Genomic DNA, 21,047 nt, shown 5'->3' with positions numbered 1-21,047 from the left:
TGAGTACTAATTTTATAGCTGACCCCGTAGGGTCGGCTATTACTTTAAATATTAATCAATTAGAACGAAGTGATAATTGAATTACTATTTAAACCTGCTTGCTATGCATTAGTATTTAAATTGTATTTTATGTGGTTTAATTTTTTTATTTGGCATTCGCTTTTACAGTGTGCAAATGATTAAGTATATAAATGATTTGTTTTATTTAAATAATAACACTAAATTAAATGCTAGTGAAGTTATATGTTAATATATTATGAGGGCGTTCTTTTTATTACTGATGACACTGTTGTTTTTTGCTTTCTTAATTAATTTTTCTATTATGAGGTGTAACTATGCTTTACTGCCATTAAAGGTAGCAAGTTTGTCTTTAGTGGCATGAACGCTGCCATTTTTAATGTAGTAAGTTTTTACTTTGTAAGCACTTGTGATGTTAACAGCTAAAGATGTTGATGTTGCACTATTACTTTTGTAGTATTAAATTATTAGTGGTGAGAGTGGTAAGAGGCCTTATGAATAAAAAAAGAAAGGCAGGAGCTGGACGTCCGGCGCTAACTGAGATTGAGAAAGCAAGAAGAGACGCAGCAAGAAAAAACAATGAGTTGAATGAATTGCTATTGGCTCACGATCTTGAAACAGAACGTATTCAATTTCACGACTCTGAAAACGTAATGGGCCGTCCAAGCCTTACGCCATCACAGAAGCTCAGCAGAGCAGAAAAGGAGCTCGACAAGGCAGTTGCTAAGTATCGCAAGTTAGAAGTAGAGGAGGGGATAGAGGCCATCACTGACGGGGATCTGTTCGACATGACCGGACTTAAAAAGAAGCCCGGTAGAAAACCAGGTGGTGATGTGGACAAGCTGCTCGTCTTTGTCCGGCGATGTGAGCGTGATATTTTCGATCTCGAAGAAGAGGAAAGACTTGGTGTAGTCGACCCAGCAGATTTGCACGTGCGAGGTCGTAGACCAATACCAAGATCTGAAAAAATTGCAATATATACGGAGCGAATGCAAGAAGCATTGGCTGAAGTAGACTTGCTTATTGGCTATATGTCAGAAGAAGAAAGGCTAGAGTTCGAACTGCGGAACCTGTGGGTCGAAAGTAGAAAGTACGATGTATTTATTAACGATCCAGGGGCGCACGAAAATCGCTTCGTGACTCTTTCTATTAAAGAAGTGATAGACAGACTAGAAACGATAAAAATAGAAGCTAAAGAGAAGCGAAAAAGGCTGGATGCGCTATTCGAAAAAGAGATTAAACCGCTTAGAAAGGTGGTGATTGATATAACAAAAGCAGAACGCGATCTAGAAAAAATATCAGCAGAGATAAAAGAGTTAAAAAACAGACAAGTAGAGTTAATAAACAAGAAGATAGAAATGCAAGAAACGCTAGTAAAGCAGAACAAGGCAAAAGCGATCCTTGAAGCAGCAGCAGCCTCAGGCATTAGCCTAGAAGACTTTAAAAAATACCCGGGCTAGCGCCCGGAATCGAATCCATTTGGAGTGCCTATGTGCTCCTTTTTGATCTCTATGTACCCAGAGTAATAAAAACAGGGGCGCCATATGGAATCCAAGGTACCAACTCTTTACATATACTCGCGTGTTAGTAGCGCCAAGCAGGCCGGGGAAGGCCGTTCTGGCATGCTGAGGCAAGAGAGCGGGGCAAACATTGCGCAAGAACTGGAAGAATTCAGGGGCATGCCTTGCCGAGTATTTGATGACTCTGGCATGTCTGCGCATAGCGGCAAGAACATTGACCAAGGCCAACTGGGTCAATTCGTGGAGGCTTGCCGCAACGGCGATGTTGCAAGTGGTTCAGTGTTAGCGATGGAACACCTGGACCGCTTCACCCGGTTGAGCCTGACAAATGCGCAACGCATTCTCAATGATGTCTTGTTGTCCGGGGTAAGTGTTTACTGTTGGAGTAGTGGCCAAAGGTATGAAAAGGATGATCTACTGAGTGCAATCACTGCTGTGCTCGAATTAAAAGCAGCAAATGACTATTCGGAAAAAATACGGCAAAGAGTGACGAGCTCGGCACTGTTAGTGCTAAAGGCAATAAAAGAGAACAAAAGAGACGCTGACGGGCATCTGTTAGCGATGAAGAGCTTTGGGTCAAACAAGTGGTGGGCATGCGTTAAAACGGGCTATGTTAAGCCGCACCCCGTGCACTTCAAAGCTGCTAAAAAAATTATTGAGCTAACCTTGCTTGGTTGGGGTAGTCGACGTGTTCTTGATTTTTTAAATGCAAACCAAGAGGAGTTCCCGCCTCCGTCATGCACTTATAACAAAATACAAAAAGGGTGGGGCTCTGGCCTTGTTGCAACTTTTCACCACAGTCGCACGCTCATAGGTGAAAAGTCGATCACGATTGAGGGCGAAAAGCATGTGATCAAGGATTACTACCCGAAATTATGCACCCCACTTGAATTTAGAAAAATAAGGGAATTAAAACAAGAAAAGAAAACAATCAGGCGAGGTGATGCAAACGGCTTGATCACGGGCATGGGGATTGCCGAATGCTTCCACTGCAAAAGCACAATTCACGCAAGAAGAACAAACAGCGTGCATACCTATGAATCAGTTGTGTATCGATGCGCAACTAAGGCCCGCAGCTCAAAATTGTGCAAGTCTGCATCTATCGATAGCCGGTATTTAGAAACCATGCTAATCAAGATGATCGGGTCCTATATTTACCAGCCACCACCGGCAGACACGAGTAAAGCTGACGCACTGGAGTTGGAAATTCAGGAGCTAGGCAATCAAGCAGAAAGCATCATGGATCTGATGATTAAGGCAAAAACAGGCCAGGACATGCTTATTGCCAGATTCGACCAAATCAACGAAGAAAAAGAGCTGAAACAAAAGCAGCTTGAAGAGGAAATGGAGGTCTTCAATGAGGAGGTCAACACAGACGTCTTTCTATCAATCCCGCCAACAATTCTTGATTACAACAATGACGAGGCAAGGGGACAAGTCAGGCTTTTGATTCGGGCATGTGTGCGCAAGATCGTGCTGGTAATCGATAAGGGTCAGGTGGAGGCCATGATTACGCTGAGGGACGGCTCAATCCGTCATGCCGTGCTTGTTAATCGCAAGCAATACACCGACCTTTCATTTGATGCCATACATGCCACTGGCGATGGCAGACAGCTTGCAAGCTATGCATCAGTGCAAAACAACTGGGTTGGCATTGACAGAAAAGGCAATGAGATCAGTCTGTTAGATGACGACTGGAACACTGATTTTTCAAATTTTTATCAGTGATTATTTTTAGTCCGTGTGAATGACTTGGGCCAGCCCATCAGTAAATACAGCGTGGTAGAAAAGACCATCGGTAAATGCTGGGCGAATATCTTGAGCAAAACCCCCATCAGCGCTAGCGACCACACCACCCCAAACAAGCTCCAACCCCAGGCGCCGTTCAATACTCCCAGCAGCAGGGGGGTATAGGTGCCGGCAATCAATACAAAAATAGCGCAGTGCTCCAGTACCCGAAACGCATGTTTGGCTTTGCCCACCGGCAAAAAGTGATAAATACTCGAGGTGAGATACAAAAAGATAATGGTGGCGGCAAATAAGCTGGCGCCAGTAACAAAGAAAGCATCGCCTATTTGTGTGGCCCGATAAACCAAAAAGGGCGCGCCAACCAGCGCGGCTAACAAGCCCAAGCCATGACTGAGGGTGTTAGCCGTTTCTTCGGCCTTGGTTTGTGCTCGTGAATAACCTTTGCGATGAAACATGAACAACCTCCTTACAATGACCAATCGTCTATTTACGCCACATTCCCCTCCGGAAGTCGATATCGCGACCATGATATCGTCACCAGAGCGCGAGTCTCTGTATGATTTTGTCGACCCCCATCATGTTTCACCTATCTCTCTTATCGTACGAAAAGGTGATACCGATATCTATCATCTTGATGATTTACATGGCAAAAATATCATCAGTATCGCAGGGGGTTTTTCACATCGCTATTTACTCTCTCAGCAGCAAGCTCTGGCGCCGGTGCCTGTGGCAGATATTGAAGCGGGCTTAAAAATGTTGGCGGCGGGGGAGTTCGATGCCATCGTCACTTTGCAAAGCATTGCGCTTTATCAGATCCAGCAACTGAAGCTGCCAAACCTAGTGCTTGGCGACACGGTTTCGTCCCCCTATACCTACAGCTTTGCCGTTGCCAAAGGCAACCGAGAACTGCAGGAACAGATCAATCAGGGACTGATTATCCTCAAGCGTAACGGAACCTTTCAGCTGTTGCATGAAAAATGGCTAGAGGGGGGTCTTAAGGCCGAGCAACAACAGCAGGCATTGATCATTTTTTTTGCCACCACGTTACTCTTCATACTGATAATTTCCCTTGTGCTCTGGAAATGGAAGACAGAAGAAACCCGCGACAAAATAAAACAAGCACATCACGATCAACTGACTGGTCTGCCTAATCGTACCTTGTTGATGGACAGACTGGAGCATGCGCTAAGCCGAGCTAAACGTACTCAAAGCCAAATGGCGGTGTTATTTATTGATTTGGATAACTTTAAACCGGTCAATGATACCTTGGGTCATGCCGGCGGAGACGCCTTGCTGCGATTAGTCGCTAACCGGCTGTTAGCTTGTGTACGTGAAGAGGACACGGTGGCGCGCATGGGAGGTGATGAGTTTGTTATCCTAGTGGAGCAGCTTAACCACGTTGATGACATTAGCACCATTGCCGAGCATATACTTAGTAGCTTGAAACAGCCCTTTACCATCTCCGAGCAGCAGGTTTGTATCAGTGGCAGTCTGGGGATCAGCCTGTATCCCCAAAATGGTATCGATGCCGAGACCCTGTTACGGCACGCCGATGAAGCCATGTATCATGCCAAACAACTGCCAGAGCAGCGCTTCATATCCAATATACACACACTAAACTAATACCCATTGCAGGCTTACTTCACCGACCCGCTACAAGCATTCTTGTAGGGCGGCCTACAGCCAACGCTATGCTTAAGGATAGCCCTAGTATATGTTATGCCAACATACTAGTTTATATATTAAACCAATCAGCAGTAGCTCTGGCGTTTAATCTTAGTTTTGCACCCTAAATAAGCAATAACCAGGCCATGGTAGCGAAAACCGTTGCTGAGCAGTGCGGAGGCTTACAACCAAATTTTACCGACTACAGCCAACGGAAACATGCGGAGCAGACTAACCTTTATCGCCTGCATAAACAGCGCGAAGCCGACTTGCAGTTAGGGCATAAAATGGGTGAAGAGCCCAAAGCCTATTTAGATCTCACCCCCGCCTTCGCGAGGGTGACGAGAAAGAAAAGCTAGCCTTAGTATCCACATAAGTTATGCGTGATTACTTATGTTGATGAAAGGCATCCAACAGGCCCAGCGTTAAGTAATTAAACAGACGCACGTTAAAACCATTAGCGCAAGGAGCACAAAAAGATGGATAAAAAACAAGAGTACTTAGACTATCTACAAGCCTCGTTTAGAGATTACTTTGCCGACATTGGCCAGTCAGCCACAGAGCGAGCGAAGGAAAAAAGTTTTATCAATGGCTTGATGGTAGCGGGAAAAATATTTGGTGTGACCTCAGCAGAGTTACAGCAAGCGTTATCACGCGAGCAAAGCCACCGAGTGAGTGATTCAACAAAAATGGCCCTTGAGGGACAAGACTTACTAGAAATACCCACTTACATTCGGTTTCCAAAACAGCCTGAAAGCTAAACGAACTCAAACACAGCCATAGCTGGGCGCACTCGTGTTTTTGGGGTGTTTGCTGGTAGCCAGCTGCGTTGATTAAGAGTTAGCCCCAGCGGAAAAATCCTCTAGAAGCTTAATCCGAGAGCGCCAATAAAAAGGCCCCTGAAGGGGCCTTAGATAAGGAGTTATTTACAACCGCATTGCTTAACGGCCTCTTTGATATTCTCAATGATCTCTGAGAGCGGGGTACGGATACTGATGGTTTCTCCGGGAATCTTCATCGTCGCCTGATTACCATCGTAATGGGCGACGGTGGCGATCAGGTTATCGTTATAGGTTACCAAACAGGATGTTTTACTGACGTCATCTTCTTGGACCTTAACGCCGTCCATTGCATAGAAGGCCATAATCAACCTTTCTTCCAAAGAAGAGAAATCTGAAGGCGGTGTAGTGGATTCGACCCCCTTTATTTTCTCTTTTAGGAGTGCGACAGCGGCTTCTATGGTATCGGTGCGCTCGTTGTCTTCGTCCAACTGTACAAGCACCATACCGTTAGCCGCGCGCTCACCCACGACACCCAACTGCAGGCCTTTGTAAAGCACGGTGCAGGACTTGCGCACCGAATCACTGTCGTAGACTACAACCCCATCGATACCTGCTAGCGAACGGTCCAGAATTTTGGCCACCTCGGTCCTGTCGGTATCCGGCATATCTTCCGGCAGCACCGAATCTATTTTGGCGACGGCATAGCCCAGCACCGCCTCAATGGTGACCTGCTCCATTTCATCTTCGTACTCCAACTCACGTTTACCGAAAAGCGCTAGGCCCTTCAAATGGCGTAACGCTTCTTCTGAGAGAAGATGTAGCGAGTCAACCACGTAAGCGAACAAGGGACGTCGTACTCCCATGCTCTGCTTTCCAAGCTCGTAGTAGACCATGGTGGCTGCGGGTTCGGTGTGCAGTGATTCCAGCATACCCAGCACGGTCATCTTGATGATGGCCCTAGGGGGCGGAGGTGTCCGGTTAGCCGCACCGCTAGTACTCAGGAATACAGCGTAGAGTGCCGCTTCGGTATAACCTGTGTCGGTAGTGGATGTGGCTAGAGAGCCTGCCACCAATTTGCTGACTTTAGGGGTATCGTTAGACATTTTCACTCCGTCCTTTTCAAGCTGCTGGTTTAATTTCAAACGCGATGTCGTTGTTCGTCTCACCGTCGACAGTGGGCGTGGTGAGAATATCTATCTCATCCAGACCTTCGACGCTAATGTTGAAAGTATAACGGCGTCCTATATCCGTCGAAATTGGTCAGTGTCGGTGCTCAGATTTCGGGGTTGATAGAAAAAATTGATGTCCAGGTCGGCGAAGAGATAAAGAAGGGGGATTTGGTTGCTCAGATAGATAACCTGACGCAACAAAACGCCCTTAAAGAAGCTGAAGCTTCGCTCAAGAGTATTAATGCTCAATACAGGGCAAAGCAGGCCCAGATCACAACCGCGATGTCTGAATTTACACGTAAGAAAAAGATGCTGCTGGTTAACGCCATTTCTCAATCGGAATATGACACGGCAGAATCAATACTGACAGTCTATCGGGCAGAGCTGGATCAGCTCAGCGCCGAAAAAGAGAAATCGATTATCAGTGTGGATAACGCCAAGCTCAATCTTGGGTATACAAGCATTGCATCGCCAATCGATGGCACCGTGATTTATGTCTCGGTCGAAGAAGGTCAGACGGTGAATAACAACCAAGGTACGCCGAATATTATTGAGCTGGCACAACTGGATGTGATGACCATCAAAGCGCAGGTTTCTGAAGCCGACATTATTCATGTTGGTGTGGGGCAGGAAGTCTATTTCACTACTCTGGGCGCAACAGGTAAGAAATATCGTGGTGTTTTACGCGCAATTGAACCGGGTCCGACCTTGCTCAGTGGTGACGACAGTACGCTGAAAATTGGTGATGATGAAGCTATCTACTACAACGCCCTGTTCGATGTAGAAAACCCAGAAAAACTATTGCGCTTCGGTATGACTGCAGAGGTATCCATTATTCTGGAAAGTGCGCAAGATGCGTTGCTTGTTCCGTCACAGGTATTGATCACAAAGCCAGGTGCTCGTCATTCTTATCAAGTGCCTGTGAAAAAAGATGGCCAGGTGCAATATCGCAATGTGGAAGTGGGCATCAACAATAAAATCTACGCGCAGATACTGTCAGGTCTTAACGAAGGTGAAGAGATCGTTATCGGTCAGTCGTCTGCGGGTGAGCAAGCCGTTTCAAGGAGTTCGATGGGTGGTCTGCCGGGCGCTAGTGTGCGCGGACAAGGTGGTCAAGGCGGCAGGGGCATGAGGTTTTAACGTATGGCTGAAGCACTATTAAATATTGTGGGTGTACGTCGTACTTTTTCTGCCGGTGAGCAGGAACTGACGGTTCTTAAAAATATTAACCTGCAGATTAACCGTGGTGAGATGATCGCTATTATCGGGGCTTCCGGGTCGGGAAAATCGACACTGATGAATATCCTTGGCTGTCTGGATAAGCCAACGCAAGGGAATTACTTCATCAATGGTCAGGACACCTCCGCTATGGATGAAAATGAACTGGCGGCCCTGCGACGTGAGTACTTTGGATTCATCTTTCAGCGTTATCACCTGCTGAGTGATTTAACCGCGTTGGGAAATGTGGAAGTGCCAGCCTTGTATGCGAATCAGGGTCAGCACTCCCGACAGGAAAAAGCCAAAAAACTGCTAAATCGCCTGGGTTTGGGTGATCGCTTAGAGCATAAACCCAACCAGCTCAGTGGTGGCCAGCAGCAACGAGTCAGTGTTGCCAGAGCCCTGGTTAATGGCGGTGATGTTATTCTGGCGGATGAACCGACCGGCGCGCTGGATAGCAGCAGCGGCGAAGAGATGATGAAACTGCTTCGCGAGTTACACAGTGACGGCCACACCATCATCCTGGTCACGCACGACCCGAATATTGCCGGGTTTGCTGATCGCGTTATTGAGATAAAAGACGGAGAAATCATTGGCGATAAACCCAATTGTCATAAACCCGGTCGCAGTGCTCAAGAGGAATATCAGCCGGTAGCAGAGTGCAAAGACTGCGAAGTTAAAATCCATGAAGGCAAAACGCATAAAGCGAAGCCTGATATTAACTGGCCGCGTTATCTTGAAGCGTTGAAGATGTCGCTCATTGCGATGTCTAATAACCGCCTGCGTACGTTTCTTACCATGCTCGGCATTATTATCGGTATTGCTTCAGTGGTATCAGTGGTAGCGCTAGGCGCTGGGTCGCAGCAATCGATTATGGACAATATCGCTTCAATGGGCACCAATACCATTGAGATAAAGCCCGGTACAGGGCTCGGAGATCGCCGTTCTGGGCGAGTTCGGACGCTCACCGCAGACGATGCCAATTCGCTTAAAACATTGCCGTTTGTAGATAGCGTCACCCCAACGGTCAGGGCTAATGTTGCTATTCGTTATTCCAATGAAACGGTCACGGGCTCGGTTCAGGGGGTTGGCACCGAGTATTTCCGTGTGCGTGGTTATAGCTTGGCGCAGGGGCAATATTTTGGCGAAGACAGTATCGAGACGCTGGAGCAAGTCGCTGTTATTGACGCGAACACCAAACAAGAACTTTTCTCTGACGGCAGCGCACTCGGTAGCGTCATCTTTCTCGGTCGACTTCCTGTACGGGTTATTGGCGTGACGGAACCTATTGAAAGTGTGTCCAACAACAGTGATGAGCTGAATGTTTGGCTGCCTTATACCACAGTGTCCGGGCGTATATTTCGACAAAATTATGTCGACGATATCACTGTAAGAGTCGATGAGAATGTCTCCAGTGATGTGGCGGAACAAGGCATTATTAGTTTATTGAGCATGCGTCACGGCTTGGTTGATTTCTACACTATCAACACCGATACGGTGCGAAAAAGCATAGAGAAAACATCACAGACCATGACATTGCTTATTTCTGCCATCGCGTTTATCTCTCTGTTAGTTGGCGGTATCGGCGTTATGAATATCATGTTGGTATCCGTAACGGAGCGAACGCGAGAGATAGGTATACGTATTGCGGTAGGGGCCAGACAGACGGATATCATGCGTCAGTTTTTGATTGAGGCGGTGCTGGTCTGCTTCTGTGGTGGCGCATTGGGGGTCGGTCTCGCTTATCTTGTTGGCGTGATCTTCACCTACACCAGTAGCGATTTTCAGATGATCTATTCTGGTTCGTCTATTGTTGCGGCTTTTGCCTGTTCGACGTTAATTGGCATTCTATTTGGCTATCTTCCTGCCCGTAATGCCGCAAAACTCAACCCAATTGATGCACTTTCCAGAGACTAAGGTGAGGGAGAAAAAATGAAAATTATCTTAAATAGCCTGCGTTACCGCATAGCTAACACTAAGGATGATATTCCTATCTATTGAGTATTTTGTTGTTATATTCGGGATCAAAACCGCCAGTACAGATAAAAGAGCAGGGCGCTTGTTCGGTTCACCACCTGATTATTTCAAGCTCTAACATTATTTAAGGACGTCGAATATGCAATTAGATGGGTTTGTTAAATCAGCCCTTGTTCAAGTTGCTAAGGGCGTACATGAAGCTTCTGATGAAGTGTCGATATTAGGCGGCGCTGTTAATCCGTTAGTCATCAAAGGTATACAAACATGGATTGTGAATGGCATTCGATACCCTAAAAGACTTGTTTGCTAACTGCTGTTAGTGAATCCAAGGGCAGGGGGTTGATAAACATTCGAGACATGGCCTTAGAATGGCGATACTGGTCTTTCTCCAAGAGCAATATGCGTCACCCTTATATTTATGTTAAATACAGACTCTAATATCTGTGCAGCTATCAGTTAGGGCAACCCTCAAGAGCCGTCATCCTGTACATGACAGAGCCGGAAAAACCCCGTTGAAGGCGGTTAATAAGAAGAAATCCGAGATGGCGCTTCCGGCTCCGTGTTCCATACAGGGGGTTACCGTAGGCTAGCTACATGAACATGAACATGGCCTTGGTCGGTTATGAGCATATGGCGTCATAATCGCCGAGATGAACTCATTTGTCTTGCCAAAGCTAGGCTAATCATCGGAGCCGCAGTAAATGAATGTCTGGCTGAGTACCGGCTGTCAGGACCGGATGCTGTTGTCAGCCGAAACAGAGCGACCAGAACAACCACAGTGGCTATGGCGGTGAACCGGCTTCGATATTCATCGGTAGCGGAAACACCAATGCCAGGCTCAGGGACCGGGATCAGATCCAAGTGATGCGCGGCAGTATCATGACGGCATGTTCGGATGAGCTCAGTCACACAGTGCTGTGGCAGCTTTAATATCGGAGATAGGTTGTCAGTAACGTGGTGACCGCGTGTTTGCCGGGATAACGCCATTGGCAGCAGAGTACAGCGCGTATTTCGGGACGATTCAGAAAACCGAAATGCTTGGAGGAAATTGTTAAAAACCGCTGTAAAATTATTAGTTTTTTCATATAAGCATCTGAAAATTAAGAGTTTCACCATGGTGGAATAATCCCATTTGAAACTGGAGCTCACATGGGTTTGATGGTTTTAAGCAATGGCTTCTATTACTTCGCATAATGTATATTATGTTAAATAGGATATTAAGCCTCTAAGGTGAAGCCCTTGTTCTGGTGGATTTATCGCAATTTTCAACCTTAAGGCACGGGCACTTTTATTGTCCTCTAGCTATTTCTTTCTCTTCATCTCATATTTTCAGTTTCTGACAACCAGCTGACCGCTATCAGCTGTCACTCAATCTATTTAGTTGTTTGCCTTCGGCACTTTGATGGCGTTCTATTTTGCCGGTGTGTAAATATTGTGAGGTGGTGTCTATGCTGTCGTGCCCGGCATCGGCTTGTACGTGTGAAAGTGGCCGACCGTTTAAGTTGATGTCGTGCGTAATACCGGTGTGGCGAATGCTATGCACGGTGAGACTGCGCATTTCATTGGCGTCATGGTCAAATCCATCTGTGGCGGCATTATTGGCGGCATTGGTGATCAGTTCGTCGAGTAAGTCGCGCAGTTGGCGAATGCCTAAGTTGGCGTTTAGTTGCCCTTGATCGCGCCCTCGTCCGGCGGCTTTATGGCGAATAAATAAGGGGGTGGCGTCGTTGGGTGCCGGTAATGGCGATAACTTTAAGGTGTGTCGATAGTGCTTAAGCGCGTCGAGCAATTCTCGAGATACAGCGACGGTGCGTTTTTTGCCGCCTTTGCTTACGGGGATATGAAAACTCCAGATGCCGGTGTGGCTGTCACGGCGAAACTGGCTCATAACCGGTGAAAATCCGGGCCTGGCGGCCACTTCTGAGATACGTAAATAGCAGCCGTACATTAGCGAGATTAAAAATAAGGTGCGTTGGTGTCGTTCGGGCTCTTGTTCTGCCAATTGTTGGGCGGTGCTCATGACATAAGACCACTGTAAGTCACTGAATACTTTAACTTCATCTTCTGCATTTAAGCTAACGGCAACGACGGGGCTGGATCCAAAGCGGCTGTGCCGCATCCACATGACGGCGGGATTACGTTCGGTGATTTCTTCGTTGATCAAATAACCATAAAAGGAAGAAAGAATGGCTATTTTTGTTTTTAGGGCTTTATCACTCAACTGATATGGGCGGATGGCGCCGTGTTGCTTTTTACCTAAAAACGGTCGCCATTGCGGGTTGGGTTGACGCTCTCCCCACTCTTTATTCAGTATGAATTGCGCTACATTATGATAAGCAATCAGTGCTGTAGGCGGTGCCGAGCAATAGTCGACATAACGGTTCATAGCTCGGCGATCCAGCGCTATGGGGGATGTCTGCTCAACATCAAAGCACCAGTGCAAAAAGGTGGTGAGTTCGCTACGGTAGGTTTTGTAGTTATTTTCGCTGTAACGACTTTCTAGTAGCCAATCTAGTGCATGTTCATAGATAAAAGCAGCATCGGGAACGCAATTTAGGGTGATATCGGCGATATGTTGGTTAACGACGCTGTTTCCCTCTTCTAGGTATTGAGGGGCATCAAAAAGAGGCAGTACGTGAGTGTTCATAAGTCGCGCTAGGTTAATGTCTGTATGTTTATACAGTATATCTTGTTATAACCTTATCTGCCTACAGAGACCTATAAAGTTAATGCCGATAAATACAGTTATCGGCATTAAAACCGTCAAAAATGCTATACGTCATACGCTTTACGCTGTCCGTTTAAAGACAAACTGAAACCCTGATTCTCGGCTGAAAACTAAATACGGTGTTTATCGTTAACTGACGACTTAAAGTGTACCGTTATCCTGCTACCCAAAATATTGCAGCTAAAACAGCAACTACTAAAGACGTTGTTTATCTTTAACTTACGGCGTAAAACGTATCGCGTACGGCCGCTCTTACCGCTTTACTTCAAACAGAAATTTGAACTGTTGGGTCTCCCCTTCGTGTTCAATATCCAGCACCCAAGCCCAGATCATGCTGCGCTCGGTGCAGGCTCCCACTAGTGCCTGACCTTGCCAGACTCCAGGTGCCTGTTGTTTGATCATGGCCGGCAAGGTTCCCATATACATGCTGTGCCCTTCTAGACGACTGCGGGTCACACTCGCATCGGGATCGGATAGCGTTAAGGCGAGCTGAAATGGTGACTCGGGTTGTAACTTATCGGCGGTTAATTGCGCTGTCACCGATAAACTCCCCTGCTGACTACTACACTTCTCGATACCAACGTCACAAAATCCAGAGTTAGTAGTGTCTAATTTAGCCTTGGCTTCATCGTTTTGATAGGTTTTAAACCAAAATGCGGCGATCAACACCACCAGTACCAGTAAAATTTGCCCCAATTTAGCTCTCGTCAATCGGTCTCTCATACTCATTTTTTTCCTATGTTGCACACAATCTACTGCCCTGCTTGATCTGGATCAAGGTAGTTTATTATTGCCTTCTGAGGCGGTGTAAGGGGTAATCATATTACTGTTTATACTGTTATTTTTGCAGCCAGTCATTTATCATCTGTCCCGCAGCCAGCATTCTCGACCTCTTAATGTTTCGCGTTGTTAACAACAGGTTAATTAAGTGTTCGAGAAAGCGAATGCTGCAAAAGAAAGAAAGCGGTGGTCTTCAATTCTTCCGACGTGTTCGCATTGTGTGAGCGCAAACCTGAATACACAGCAGTGGAAGCGGAACTTAACGATGAGTCAAACTAATAATCAACCAAACTACAATTATACTGTAGTTCGCCAGTTTACGGTGATGACCGTAATCTGGGGCATTGTGGGTATGTCAGTAGGCGTGCTAATTGCAGCACAGCTTATTTGGCCTGCTCTCAACTTCGAAACACCCTGGCTAACTTATAGCCGTTTGCGTCCATTACACACTAACGCGGTTATTTTTGCGTTTGGTTGTAGTGCGCTAATGGGTACCTCCTTCTATGTCGTGCAGCGCACATGTCAGGTTCGCCTCTTTGGTGGCAAACTGGCATCGTTCGTGTTCTGGGGCTGGCAGGCAATTATTTTATCGGCAATTATTTCACTGCCGTTAGGATATACCTCCACCAAAGAGTATGCCGAACTAGAATGGCCAATCGATATCGCAATTACCATAGTCTGGGTTGCCTACGCTACTGTGTTCTTTGGAACGCTATATAAGCGTGCGACGTCCCACATCTATGTTGCGAACTGGTTTTACGGCGGGTTTATTTTGACCATTGCCGTACTGCACATTGTAAACAGCATGGCGATGCCAATTAGCGCCATGAAGTCTTACTCTATGTATGCCGGTGCCGCTGATGCGATGATCCAGTGGTGGTACGGACATAATGCGGTAGGTTTCCTGCTAACTGCAGGCTTCTTAGGCATGATGTACTACTTCGTACCTAAGCAGGCAGGACGCCCAGTTTATTCTTACCGTTTGTCGATCGTGCACTTCTGGGCACTGATTACTCTGTACATTTGGGCTGGCTCTCACCACTTGCACTACACTGCCCTTCCCGATTGGGCTCAGTCTTTAGGCATGGTCATGTCATTGATTCTGTTCGTTCCTTCTTGGGGCGGTATGATCAACGGCATTATGACGCTGTCTGGTGCTTGGCATAAACTGCGTTATGACCCTATTTTGCGCTTCTTGATCGTATCTTTGTCGTTTTACGGCATGTCTACGTTCGAAGGCCCAATGATGGCAATTAAAACCGTTAACGCCTTATCTCACTACACCGACTGGACCATAGGTCACGTGCACTCTGGTGCATTGGGCTGGGTGGCTATGATTTCTATCGGTGCCGTGTATCACTTGATCCCGAACCTGTTTGGCCAAGAACGCATGTACAGCCTTAAGCTGATTAACACGCATTTCTGGTTAGCAACCATTGGTACTGTGCTGTACATCGTATCTATGTGGATTAGTGGTGTTATGCAGGGTCTGATGTGGCGTGCAGTAAACGACGATGGCACCTTGACTTACAGCTTTGTTGAAAGTCTGCAAGCCTCGTATCCGTTCTACTTCGTACGTTTCTTGGGCGGCTGTTTCTTCTTGTTCGGTATGTTACTGATGGCTTACAACGCCTACCGTACCATCAATGCGCCTAAAGGCTCATTGCAAGCCATTCCTCAACCGGCATAAGGAGACGAGCTAATGAGAAACCCTAAGAATCGTCACGAGTTGGTCGAAACGAAAACCACGTGGCTGATAGTCCTTACCGTCATCGCGATTAGTTTCGGTGGTATGGTTGAGATTATTCCCCTGTTCTTTCAGCAGCAAACTAACGAGCCAGTAGAAGGCCTGCGCCCCTACACAGCTCTGGAAATGGAAGGTCGTGACCTGTACATCCGTGATGGATGTCACGTGTGCCACAGCCAGATGATCCGCCCTTTCCGTGCTGAAACTGAGCGTTACGGTCAGTACTCACTGGCAGGTGAACACGTGTGGGAACACCCATTTTTGTGGGGTTCTAAGCGTACCGGCCCTGATTTGGCGCGCGTTGGCGGACGTTACTCTGACGAGTGGCACCGTGTGCACTTGATCAATCCGCGTGATGTGGTGCCTGAGTCGAATATGCCCAGTTTCCCTTGGTTGGAAACTAATGTATTGGACGGTAAACATACAGAGGCTAAATTAAGACTGTTCCGTGACAGTTTCGGTGTGCCTTATACTGATGCTGATATCGAAGGTGCTGAGAAAGCCGTTAAGGGTAAAACCGAAATGGACGCTATCATCGCTTATCTGCAGTCTTTGGGTCACGCCCTTAAATAACCGGAGTCGATTATGGATTTCAGTACCCTAGATGCACTAAAACCTACTCTTATTGCCTATCAGACTTTGTTGTTGTTTGCGATGTTTATTGGTCTAGTTTGGTGGGCGTATGGTAAGCAGCGCAAGACTAAGTTTGATGCGATTGGCTCCTCTATTCTTGATGATGAAGATGTGCAGAGTAGCGCCTCTCTAGGGACTGAGCAGGATCGCGCAGGAGCTAATAAACAATGAATACTTTTTTAAGCGTATTTGTCACCGTCATCAGCCTAGGCACCATTTTTGGTTGTTTAGCGCTCTTGATTTGGTGTAGTCGCGACAAAATGGGCATGGAAGATGGTGCGCCTACCGGTCACACCTACGACGGTATTACCGAGCTGAACAACCCGCTACCTAAATGGTGGAGCTATTTGTTCGTGTTTATGGTGATATTTTCACTGGGGTATCTGGCGTTGTATCCAGGTTTAGGTAACTATAAAGGCTTGTTAGGTTGGACGAGTTCTAACCAGCAGGTGCAATCACTCGCAGAATATAACGAAGCAGCTGAAACGGCGCGTACCGATGGACTGTTCGTACAATATGACCGTGAGATGATTAAAGCGGATGAAGTGTTTGGTGCGAAATTTCGTGAGTTGACCTATGAAGCCGATGGCACCACCTATCTTGCTATTGCCGATATCGCTCAAAACGAAAATGCCACCAAAGTAGGCCAGCGTTTGTTCTTACAAAACTGTGCCCAGTGTCATGGTTCCGATGCGCGTGGTGCACGTGGCTTCCCTAACCTAACCGACGGTGATTGGTTGCATGGTGGAGAGCCTGCGCAAATCAAAAAGACCATCATGGATGGCCGTCAAGGTGTGATGGCGCCATGGGGCGCAATGCTAGGAGACGACGGTGTACGTGAAGTCGCCTCTTATGTGTTGAGCTTGTCTGGCCGTAAGGTTGATGCTGTTGAAGCGCAAAAAGGTGAAGCTCGCTTCGCTATATGTGCCGCTTGTCATGGTGCCGATGCTAAAGGCCAAACCATTATGGGTGCACCTAACTTAACCGATAACATTTGGTTATATGGTGGCTCTCGCGCAGCAGTTGAAGACACTATTCGTCATGGTCGTCATGGTGTGATGCCAGCTTGGAAAGACATATTAGGCGAAGACAAGATTCAATTGTTGTCTGCTTATGTGTATAGCCTGAGCAACGTTAAGTAAGCCCTTTGGGTTGAAGTAAAAAAGCCCCGCTCGTCGGGGCTTTTTGTTATATTACTCTTCCCTAAACTCCGCTTTTTTTGTAGTAGGAATGTGTTATGCAGCGTCATTGGTATCAGCAGTTCTGGCCTTGGTTTCTTATTGTATTGCCCCTGTGTGCAGTTGCCGCCAGCCTTTATACCTTCTATTTAGCCAGTTCCGGTGCCGACAGCATGGTGGTGGACGACTACTACAAAAAAGGCCGCGCCTACAATAAAGATTTAAGTGAGTTAAAACGTGCCGCCGAGTTAAAAATGTTGGCCAAACTGAGCTATCAGGATGACCAGGTGTCGATCACGCTGGTCGGCGGACATAAAGCGGGTGAAGCCATAAAAGTGAACTTCACCCACCCTACCCTAGAGAAAGAAGATCATCGGTTGATAATGACCACCGATGGGTCTGGCGTGTATCGCCAACGCTTAGATTCTCAGCTGATTAAGGGCAACTGGAACCTGCAAATTGAAGCAATGGATGGCAACTGGCGGATACAAAAGCGTATTAGCTTGCCGATTAACGATCAGCTGCTCATTCGCGCGGAGAGTTAATTATGAACGGCTGTTTTCACTGCGGTGAAGCCATACCTTCCGGCCGCCGTTTTTTATTAGAGCTGGATGGCACGGCACAGCCGTTTTGTTGCCCAGGCTGTTTGGCGGTGGCTGAAACCATTATTGACTGTGGTTTGGCTAGCTATTATCAGCACAGAACGGCTCCTGCTCCTAAGGCGGATGCGGTGCCTGATGAGCTAAAGCAGTTACAGCACTACGACTTAGCTGAAATACAGCAAGACTTTGTGATTGATAAAGACAACTTGAAAGAAGTGCAGCTGTCGATCTCGGGATTAAGCTGTGCGGCTTGCGCTTGGCTGATTGAGCGGCATTTAACGCGAGTGCCGGGCGTGGTGTTGATTCAGGTGAACACCACCACCGAGCGTGCACGTTTGCGTTGGGACGAAAAACTTACGTCACTCAGCCAACTGTTGAGCGCCTTTGCTGGCATTGGTTATCAGGCACGGCCTTTTCAACCACACCAACAAGAGCAGCTGTATAACAAAGAAGTAAAAGCTTATTTGCTGCGCATGGGGGTGGCGGGTATTGCCAGCATGCAAGTCATGATGGTGGCCATTGCTTTATACGATGACTTATTCCCCAGTACCGATGCGGGCTTAGTGGAATATTTTCGCTGGATAAGCCTGTGGCTGTGTGTGCCGGTGATGGGCTATTCTGCCCTGCCCTTTTATCGCAATGCTTGGCGTGGCTTAAAAAATCGCGCCCTAAACATGGACTTGCCGGTGTCGTTGGCGATGATTTTTGCCTTTGTCGCCTCGGTATACGCCACTCTGACCAATACCGGTGATGTGTATTATGAATGCGTGTCTATGTTTGCCTTCTTGTTGCTTACCGGCCGGTTTTTAGAAATGCGCGCTAAGCGCCGCGCCTCAGAAACCACGGCCAATCTCACCTTATTGGTGCCCATGATGGCACGGATAGAAGCCGATGATGGCAGCGAACAAGAAGTGGCAGCCAAAACCCTGCAACCTGGCCAAGTGATACTGGTGGCACCGGGTAGCCAAATTCCGGCCGACGCCGATATAATTGATGGCAGTACCAGCATCGATGAGTCGATGCTCACTGGTGAACATCTACCAGTTATCCGCCATGCTGGCGATACCGTGTTTGCCGGCACCACCAACGTAGAGTCGCCGTTACGGCTGCGGGTGTTACGTACGTTAGGTGAGGCCCGGGTGTCAGAAATTTTGCGCGCCCAAGACGATGCCCTGCTAGAAAAGCCTAAGGTGGCTATTTTAGCCGATCAGTTATCCCGCTATTTTGTGGCGGCGTTACTATTGGTGACGCTAGCAACCTATGTTGTTTGGTTGCAAGTGGATGCCGATAAAGCCTTTTGGGTGATGCTGTCGGTGTTAGTGGCCACCTGCCCGTGTGCGCTTTCTTTAGCTACGCCGACCGCGCTTACGGTGGCAACCTCTCGGCTAAGTCGCTCTGGTGTATTAGTACGCCGTGCGCACGTGCTAGACACCTTGCCAAAAATTAACCGCGTGGTGTTTGATAAAACTGGCACCCTCACTCGCGGCGAAATTACTCTTTCTTCAACACGACTGTATGGCAACCTTAATGAGTCTCAAGCGTTGGCCATCGCCGCTGCACTGGAGGCTCAGTCTGAACATCCGATTGCGCGTGCCTTTTCCGGGTTTCGCCGGCAAGATCTGGTGGTTAATAACCGAGATAATCAGGTTGGCCGTGGTGTTACAGGAACCATTAGTGGAGACTTTTGGCGACTCGGCAGTGGTGCTTGGTTGGCGCCTGAGCAACAAACAGAAGATTTGAGTGTCTATTTAGCCAACGACGACGGCGTGGTTGCGCGTTTTAGTTTATCGGACCCATTGCGCGACGAAGCTGCGGCATTAATACAGGCCTGTCATGAGCAAGGTATTGCCACCACTATTTTAACCGGTGATAGCTCGGGTCAGGCTGAACGCGTGGCCGAGCAGCTCGGAGTAAATAAACTAGTGAAACACGCCAGCCCCGATGACAAACTGGCTTATTTACGAGACTGCGATAAGGCGGGTGAAACTTGCTTAATGGTGGGTGATGGTATTAATGACGCCCCAGTATTAGCCGGTGCCCATGTGTCCTTTGCCATGGCCGGTGGCACCGACATTGCCAAAAACAGCGCCGATGCCATTATGTTAGCCGACGATTTACGCCATATTATGACGGCGCGTCATGTGTCTACGCGCTGTCGAACCGTTATTAAACAAAACTTTAGTTGGGCGCTTGGCTATAACGCCATTATTTTACCTTTGGCGGCTACCGGTCATGTGTCCCCCTGGGTGGCCATGGCCGGTATGTCGGTTAGCTCCCTAATAGTGATGACCAACTCACTGAGGCTTTCACGCTTATGACTGATAATGTAGATGTTTGGTATTTTATGATCCCCATCGCCATGGTGTTTGTGGGTATCGCGTTGGTCTTGTTTTTTTGGTCGGTAAAAAGCGACCAGTTTGAAGACTTGGACCGGCACGGTAGTAGTATTTTATTTGATGACGACAATGCGTCACATCAGCAGGCGCAGCGTCAGTCATCAGAGTCACTATCATCAACACCGGACTCATCTCAACCGCCGCCATCAGATACTACCAACCAGCAGAGCAAGGCGCCTCATGAGCACTGAGCTTGATGCATGGGCGGCGTTGCTGATTGGCTTTTTGGGAGCAGGACATTGCATAGCCATGTGTGGTGGGGTAGCTGCCGCCTTTTCTATGGCGATACCCAAAGAGCAACGGCGCTGGCAGTGGGCGTATTTACTGAGTTATAACGCCGGTCGAATTTTAAGCTACAGCCTAGCCGGAGCCTTGGTGGGCGGCATATTTGCCAGCCTTGCCGAGGTTAGTGTGGGTAAACAGGCGCTGGTGTTTTTCCGGTTATTAACCGGCGTAATGATGATTTTGTTAGGGTTATACTTAGCGCGGTGGTGGTTTTTTTTATTGCACCTCGAAAAGCTGGGCACCGGTATTTGGCGTCATATCAAACCCTTGGCCAGCCGCTTTATCCCCTTTAAACATCCGCTAGCGGCCTTTCCGTTTGGCATGATTTGGGGATGGTTACCCTGTGGGCTCGTGTACTCGGCTCTAACGTGGAGTGCAGTGTCGGGCGGTGCGTTAGAAGGCGCACGGGTGATGGCGTTATTTGGTCTGGGTACCTTACCCACGTTATTGGCATTAGGGGGCTTGGCCGGGCAACTTCGCCATTGGTTAAATCATCCTAAATTTCGTCAGTTTTCTGGTATCTTATTGATTTGTTATGGTTTGTTTACGTTTTATCAGGCTTTGCCACTATTGTACTAAACTATTAAGCCGTTATTTTTG

19 protein-coding genes and 1 pseudogene are annotated in these 21,047 nt (G+C 47.6%); 16 read left to right on the top strand and 4 right to left on the bottom strand.

Features of this window, described 5'->3' with window-relative positions; genetic code table 11:
- The first annotated feature begins 512 nt into the window (after positions 1 to 512).
- Both ACFQ1C_RS01015 and ACFQ1C_RS01010 read left to right on the top strand, forming a co-directional pair.
- Positions 513 to 1,478: a hypothetical protein gene (locus ACFQ1C_RS01015; RefSeq protein ID WP_379556672.1), complete on the top strand. Its 966-nt coding sequence runs from the start codon at positions 513 to 515 to the stop codon at positions 1,476 to 1,478.
- Positions 1,479 to 1,562: 84 nt separating this feature from the next.
- The gene (locus ACFQ1C_RS01010) at positions 1,563 to 3,266 is read left to right on the top strand and encodes a recombinase family protein (RefSeq protein ID WP_379556671.1); all 1,704 of its coding nucleotides are present in this window, start codon (positions 1,563 to 1,565) and stop codon (positions 3,264 to 3,266) included.
- Here ACFQ1C_RS01010 and trhA read toward each other — a convergent pair.
- On the bottom strand, positions 3,260 to 3,742 hold the full coding sequence (trhA, locus tag ACFQ1C_RS01005) for a PAQR family membrane homeostasis protein TrhA (RefSeq protein WP_379556670.1): 483 nt from the start codon (positions 3,740 to 3,742) through the stop codon (positions 3,260 to 3,262). The two genes, ACFQ1C_RS01010 and trhA, sit on opposite strands and share 7 nt — an antisense overlap.
- Positions 3,743 to 3,758: 16 nt before the next feature.
- On the opposite strand from trhA, the gene ACFQ1C_RS01000 reads away from it, so the two are divergent.
- From ACFQ1C_RS01000 to ACFQ1C_RS00990, 3 genes are all read left to right on the top strand, one after another.
- Positions 3,759 to 4,910 carry a diguanylate cyclase domain-containing protein gene (locus ACFQ1C_RS01000; protein ID WP_379556669.1) on the top strand — a complete coding sequence of 384 codons (1,152 nt, stop codon included), beginning with the start codon at positions 3,759 to 3,761 and terminating at the stop codon, positions 4,908 to 4,910.
- Between the two features lie 188 nt (positions 4,911 to 5,098).
- Positions 5,099 to 5,311 carry a hypothetical protein gene (locus tag ACFQ1C_RS00995; RefSeq protein WP_379556668.1) on the top strand — a complete coding sequence of 71 codons (213 nt, stop codon included), beginning with the start codon at positions 5,099 to 5,101 and terminating at the stop codon, positions 5,309 to 5,311.
- Positions 5,312 to 5,431: 120 nt separating this feature from the next.
- A complete protein-coding gene (locus ACFQ1C_RS00990; protein WP_379556667.1) occupies positions 5,432 to 5,713 on the top strand; it encodes a hypothetical protein in 282 nt (93 codons plus the stop codon).
- A 161-nt stretch (positions 5,714 to 5,874) separates the two neighbouring features.
- Here the strand turns inward: ACFQ1C_RS00990 and ACFQ1C_RS00985 are convergent, their stop codons facing one another.
- Positions 5,875 to 6,837 carry a hypothetical protein gene (locus ACFQ1C_RS00985; RefSeq protein WP_379556666.1) on the bottom strand — a complete coding sequence of 321 codons (963 nt, stop codon included), beginning with the start codon at positions 6,835 to 6,837 and terminating at the stop codon, positions 5,875 to 5,877.
- Between the two features lie 138 nt (positions 6,838 to 6,975).
- Between ACFQ1C_RS00985 and ACFQ1C_RS00980 the strand changes: the two are divergent.
- The 3 genes and pseudogenes from ACFQ1C_RS00980 to ACFQ1C_RS00970 form a co-directional block, all read left to right on the top strand.
- A pseudogene (locus ACFQ1C_RS00980) lies at positions 6,976 to 8,043 on the top strand (efflux RND transporter periplasmic adaptor subunit); the annotation flags it as partial.
- Between the two features lie 3 nt (positions 8,044 to 8,046).
- Entirely contained in the window at positions 8,047 to 10,038 is a 1,992-nt protein-coding gene (locus ACFQ1C_RS00975) for a MacB family efflux pump subunit (RefSeq protein WP_379556665.1), read from the top strand.
- Positions 10,039 to 10,237: 199 nt separating this feature from the next.
- Positions 10,238 to 10,408, top strand: a complete 171-nt coding sequence (locus ACFQ1C_RS00970) for a hypothetical protein (protein ID WP_379556664.1) — start codon at positions 10,238 to 10,240, stop codon at positions 10,406 to 10,408.
- Between the two features lie 1,047 nt (positions 10,409 to 11,455).
- Here the strand turns inward: ACFQ1C_RS00970 and ACFQ1C_RS00965 are convergent.
- Both ACFQ1C_RS00965 and ACFQ1C_RS00960 read right to left on the bottom strand, forming a co-directional pair.
- Positions 11,456 to 12,745 carry a tyrosine-type recombinase/integrase gene (locus ACFQ1C_RS00965; protein WP_379556663.1) on the bottom strand — a complete coding sequence of 430 codons (1,290 nt, stop codon included), beginning with the start codon at positions 12,743 to 12,745 and terminating at the stop codon, positions 11,456 to 11,458.
- A gap of 333 nt (positions 12,746 to 13,078) precedes the next feature.
- Positions 13,079 to 13,555 (bottom strand): hypothetical protein, encoded by a 477-nt coding sequence (locus ACFQ1C_RS00960; protein ID WP_379556662.1) that lies wholly within the window; start codon positions 13,553 to 13,555, stop codon positions 13,079 to 13,081.
- A 316-nt stretch (positions 13,556 to 13,871) separates the two neighbouring features.
- Between ACFQ1C_RS00960 and ccoN the strand changes: the two genes are divergently transcribed.
- The 8 genes from ccoN (at position 13,872) to ACFQ1C_RS00920 (ending at position 21,026) form a co-directional block, all read left to right on the top strand.
- Complete coding sequence (gene ccoN, locus ACFQ1C_RS00955; protein ID WP_379556661.1) at positions 13,872 to 15,296, top strand: cytochrome-c oxidase, cbb3-type subunit I; 1,425 nt, start codon at positions 13,872 to 13,874, stop codon at positions 15,294 to 15,296.
- 12 nt (positions 15,297 to 15,308) lie between these two features.
- On the top strand, positions 15,309 to 15,926 hold the full coding sequence (gene ccoO, locus ACFQ1C_RS00950) for a cytochrome-c oxidase, cbb3-type subunit II (protein ID WP_379556660.1): 618 nt from the start codon (positions 15,309 to 15,311) through the stop codon (positions 15,924 to 15,926).
- 12 nt (positions 15,927 to 15,938) lie between these two features.
- Positions 15,939 to 16,157 (top strand): cbb3-type cytochrome oxidase subunit 3, encoded by a 219-nt coding sequence (locus tag ACFQ1C_RS00945; RefSeq protein WP_379556659.1) that lies wholly within the window; start codon positions 15,939 to 15,941, stop codon positions 16,155 to 16,157.
- Positions 16,154 to 17,128: a cytochrome-c oxidase, cbb3-type subunit III gene (gene ccoP, locus ACFQ1C_RS00940; protein WP_379556658.1), complete on the top strand. Its 975-nt coding sequence runs from the start codon at positions 16,154 to 16,156 to the stop codon at positions 17,126 to 17,128. The genes ACFQ1C_RS00945 and ccoP overlap by 4 nt, the downstream gene beginning before the upstream one ends.
- Before the next feature lie 95 nt (positions 17,129 to 17,223).
- Complete coding sequence (locus ACFQ1C_RS00935) at positions 17,224 to 17,709, top strand: FixH family protein (protein WP_379556657.1); 486 nt, start codon at positions 17,224 to 17,226, stop codon at positions 17,707 to 17,709.
- Between the two features lie 2 nt (positions 17,710 to 17,711).
- Positions 17,712 to 20,084: a heavy metal translocating P-type ATPase gene (locus ACFQ1C_RS00930; protein ID WP_379556656.1), complete on the top strand. Its 2,373-nt coding sequence runs from the start codon at positions 17,712 to 17,714 to the stop codon at positions 20,082 to 20,084.
- The gene (gene ccoS, locus ACFQ1C_RS00925; RefSeq protein ID WP_379556655.1) at positions 20,081 to 20,353 is read left to right on the top strand and encodes a cbb3-type cytochrome oxidase assembly protein CcoS; all 273 of its coding nucleotides are present in this window, start codon (positions 20,081 to 20,083) and stop codon (positions 20,351 to 20,353) included. Before ACFQ1C_RS00930 ends, ccoS begins: the two co-directional genes overlap by 4 nt.
- Positions 20,343 to 21,026: a sulfite exporter TauE/SafE family protein gene (locus tag ACFQ1C_RS00920; protein WP_379556654.1), complete on the top strand. Its 684-nt coding sequence runs from the start codon at positions 20,343 to 20,345 to the stop codon at positions 21,024 to 21,026. Before ccoS ends, ACFQ1C_RS00920 begins: the two co-directional genes overlap by 11 nt.
- Positions 21,027 to 21,047: the final 21 nt, after the last annotated feature.

The organism is Oceanisphaera ostreae (assembly GCF_042676125.1).
GTDB classification, from domain to species: domain Bacteria; phylum Pseudomonadota; class Gammaproteobacteria; order Enterobacterales; family Aeromonadaceae; genus Oceanimonas; species Oceanimonas ostreae.
This window is presented reverse-complemented; position numbering and strand designations above follow the sequence as displayed.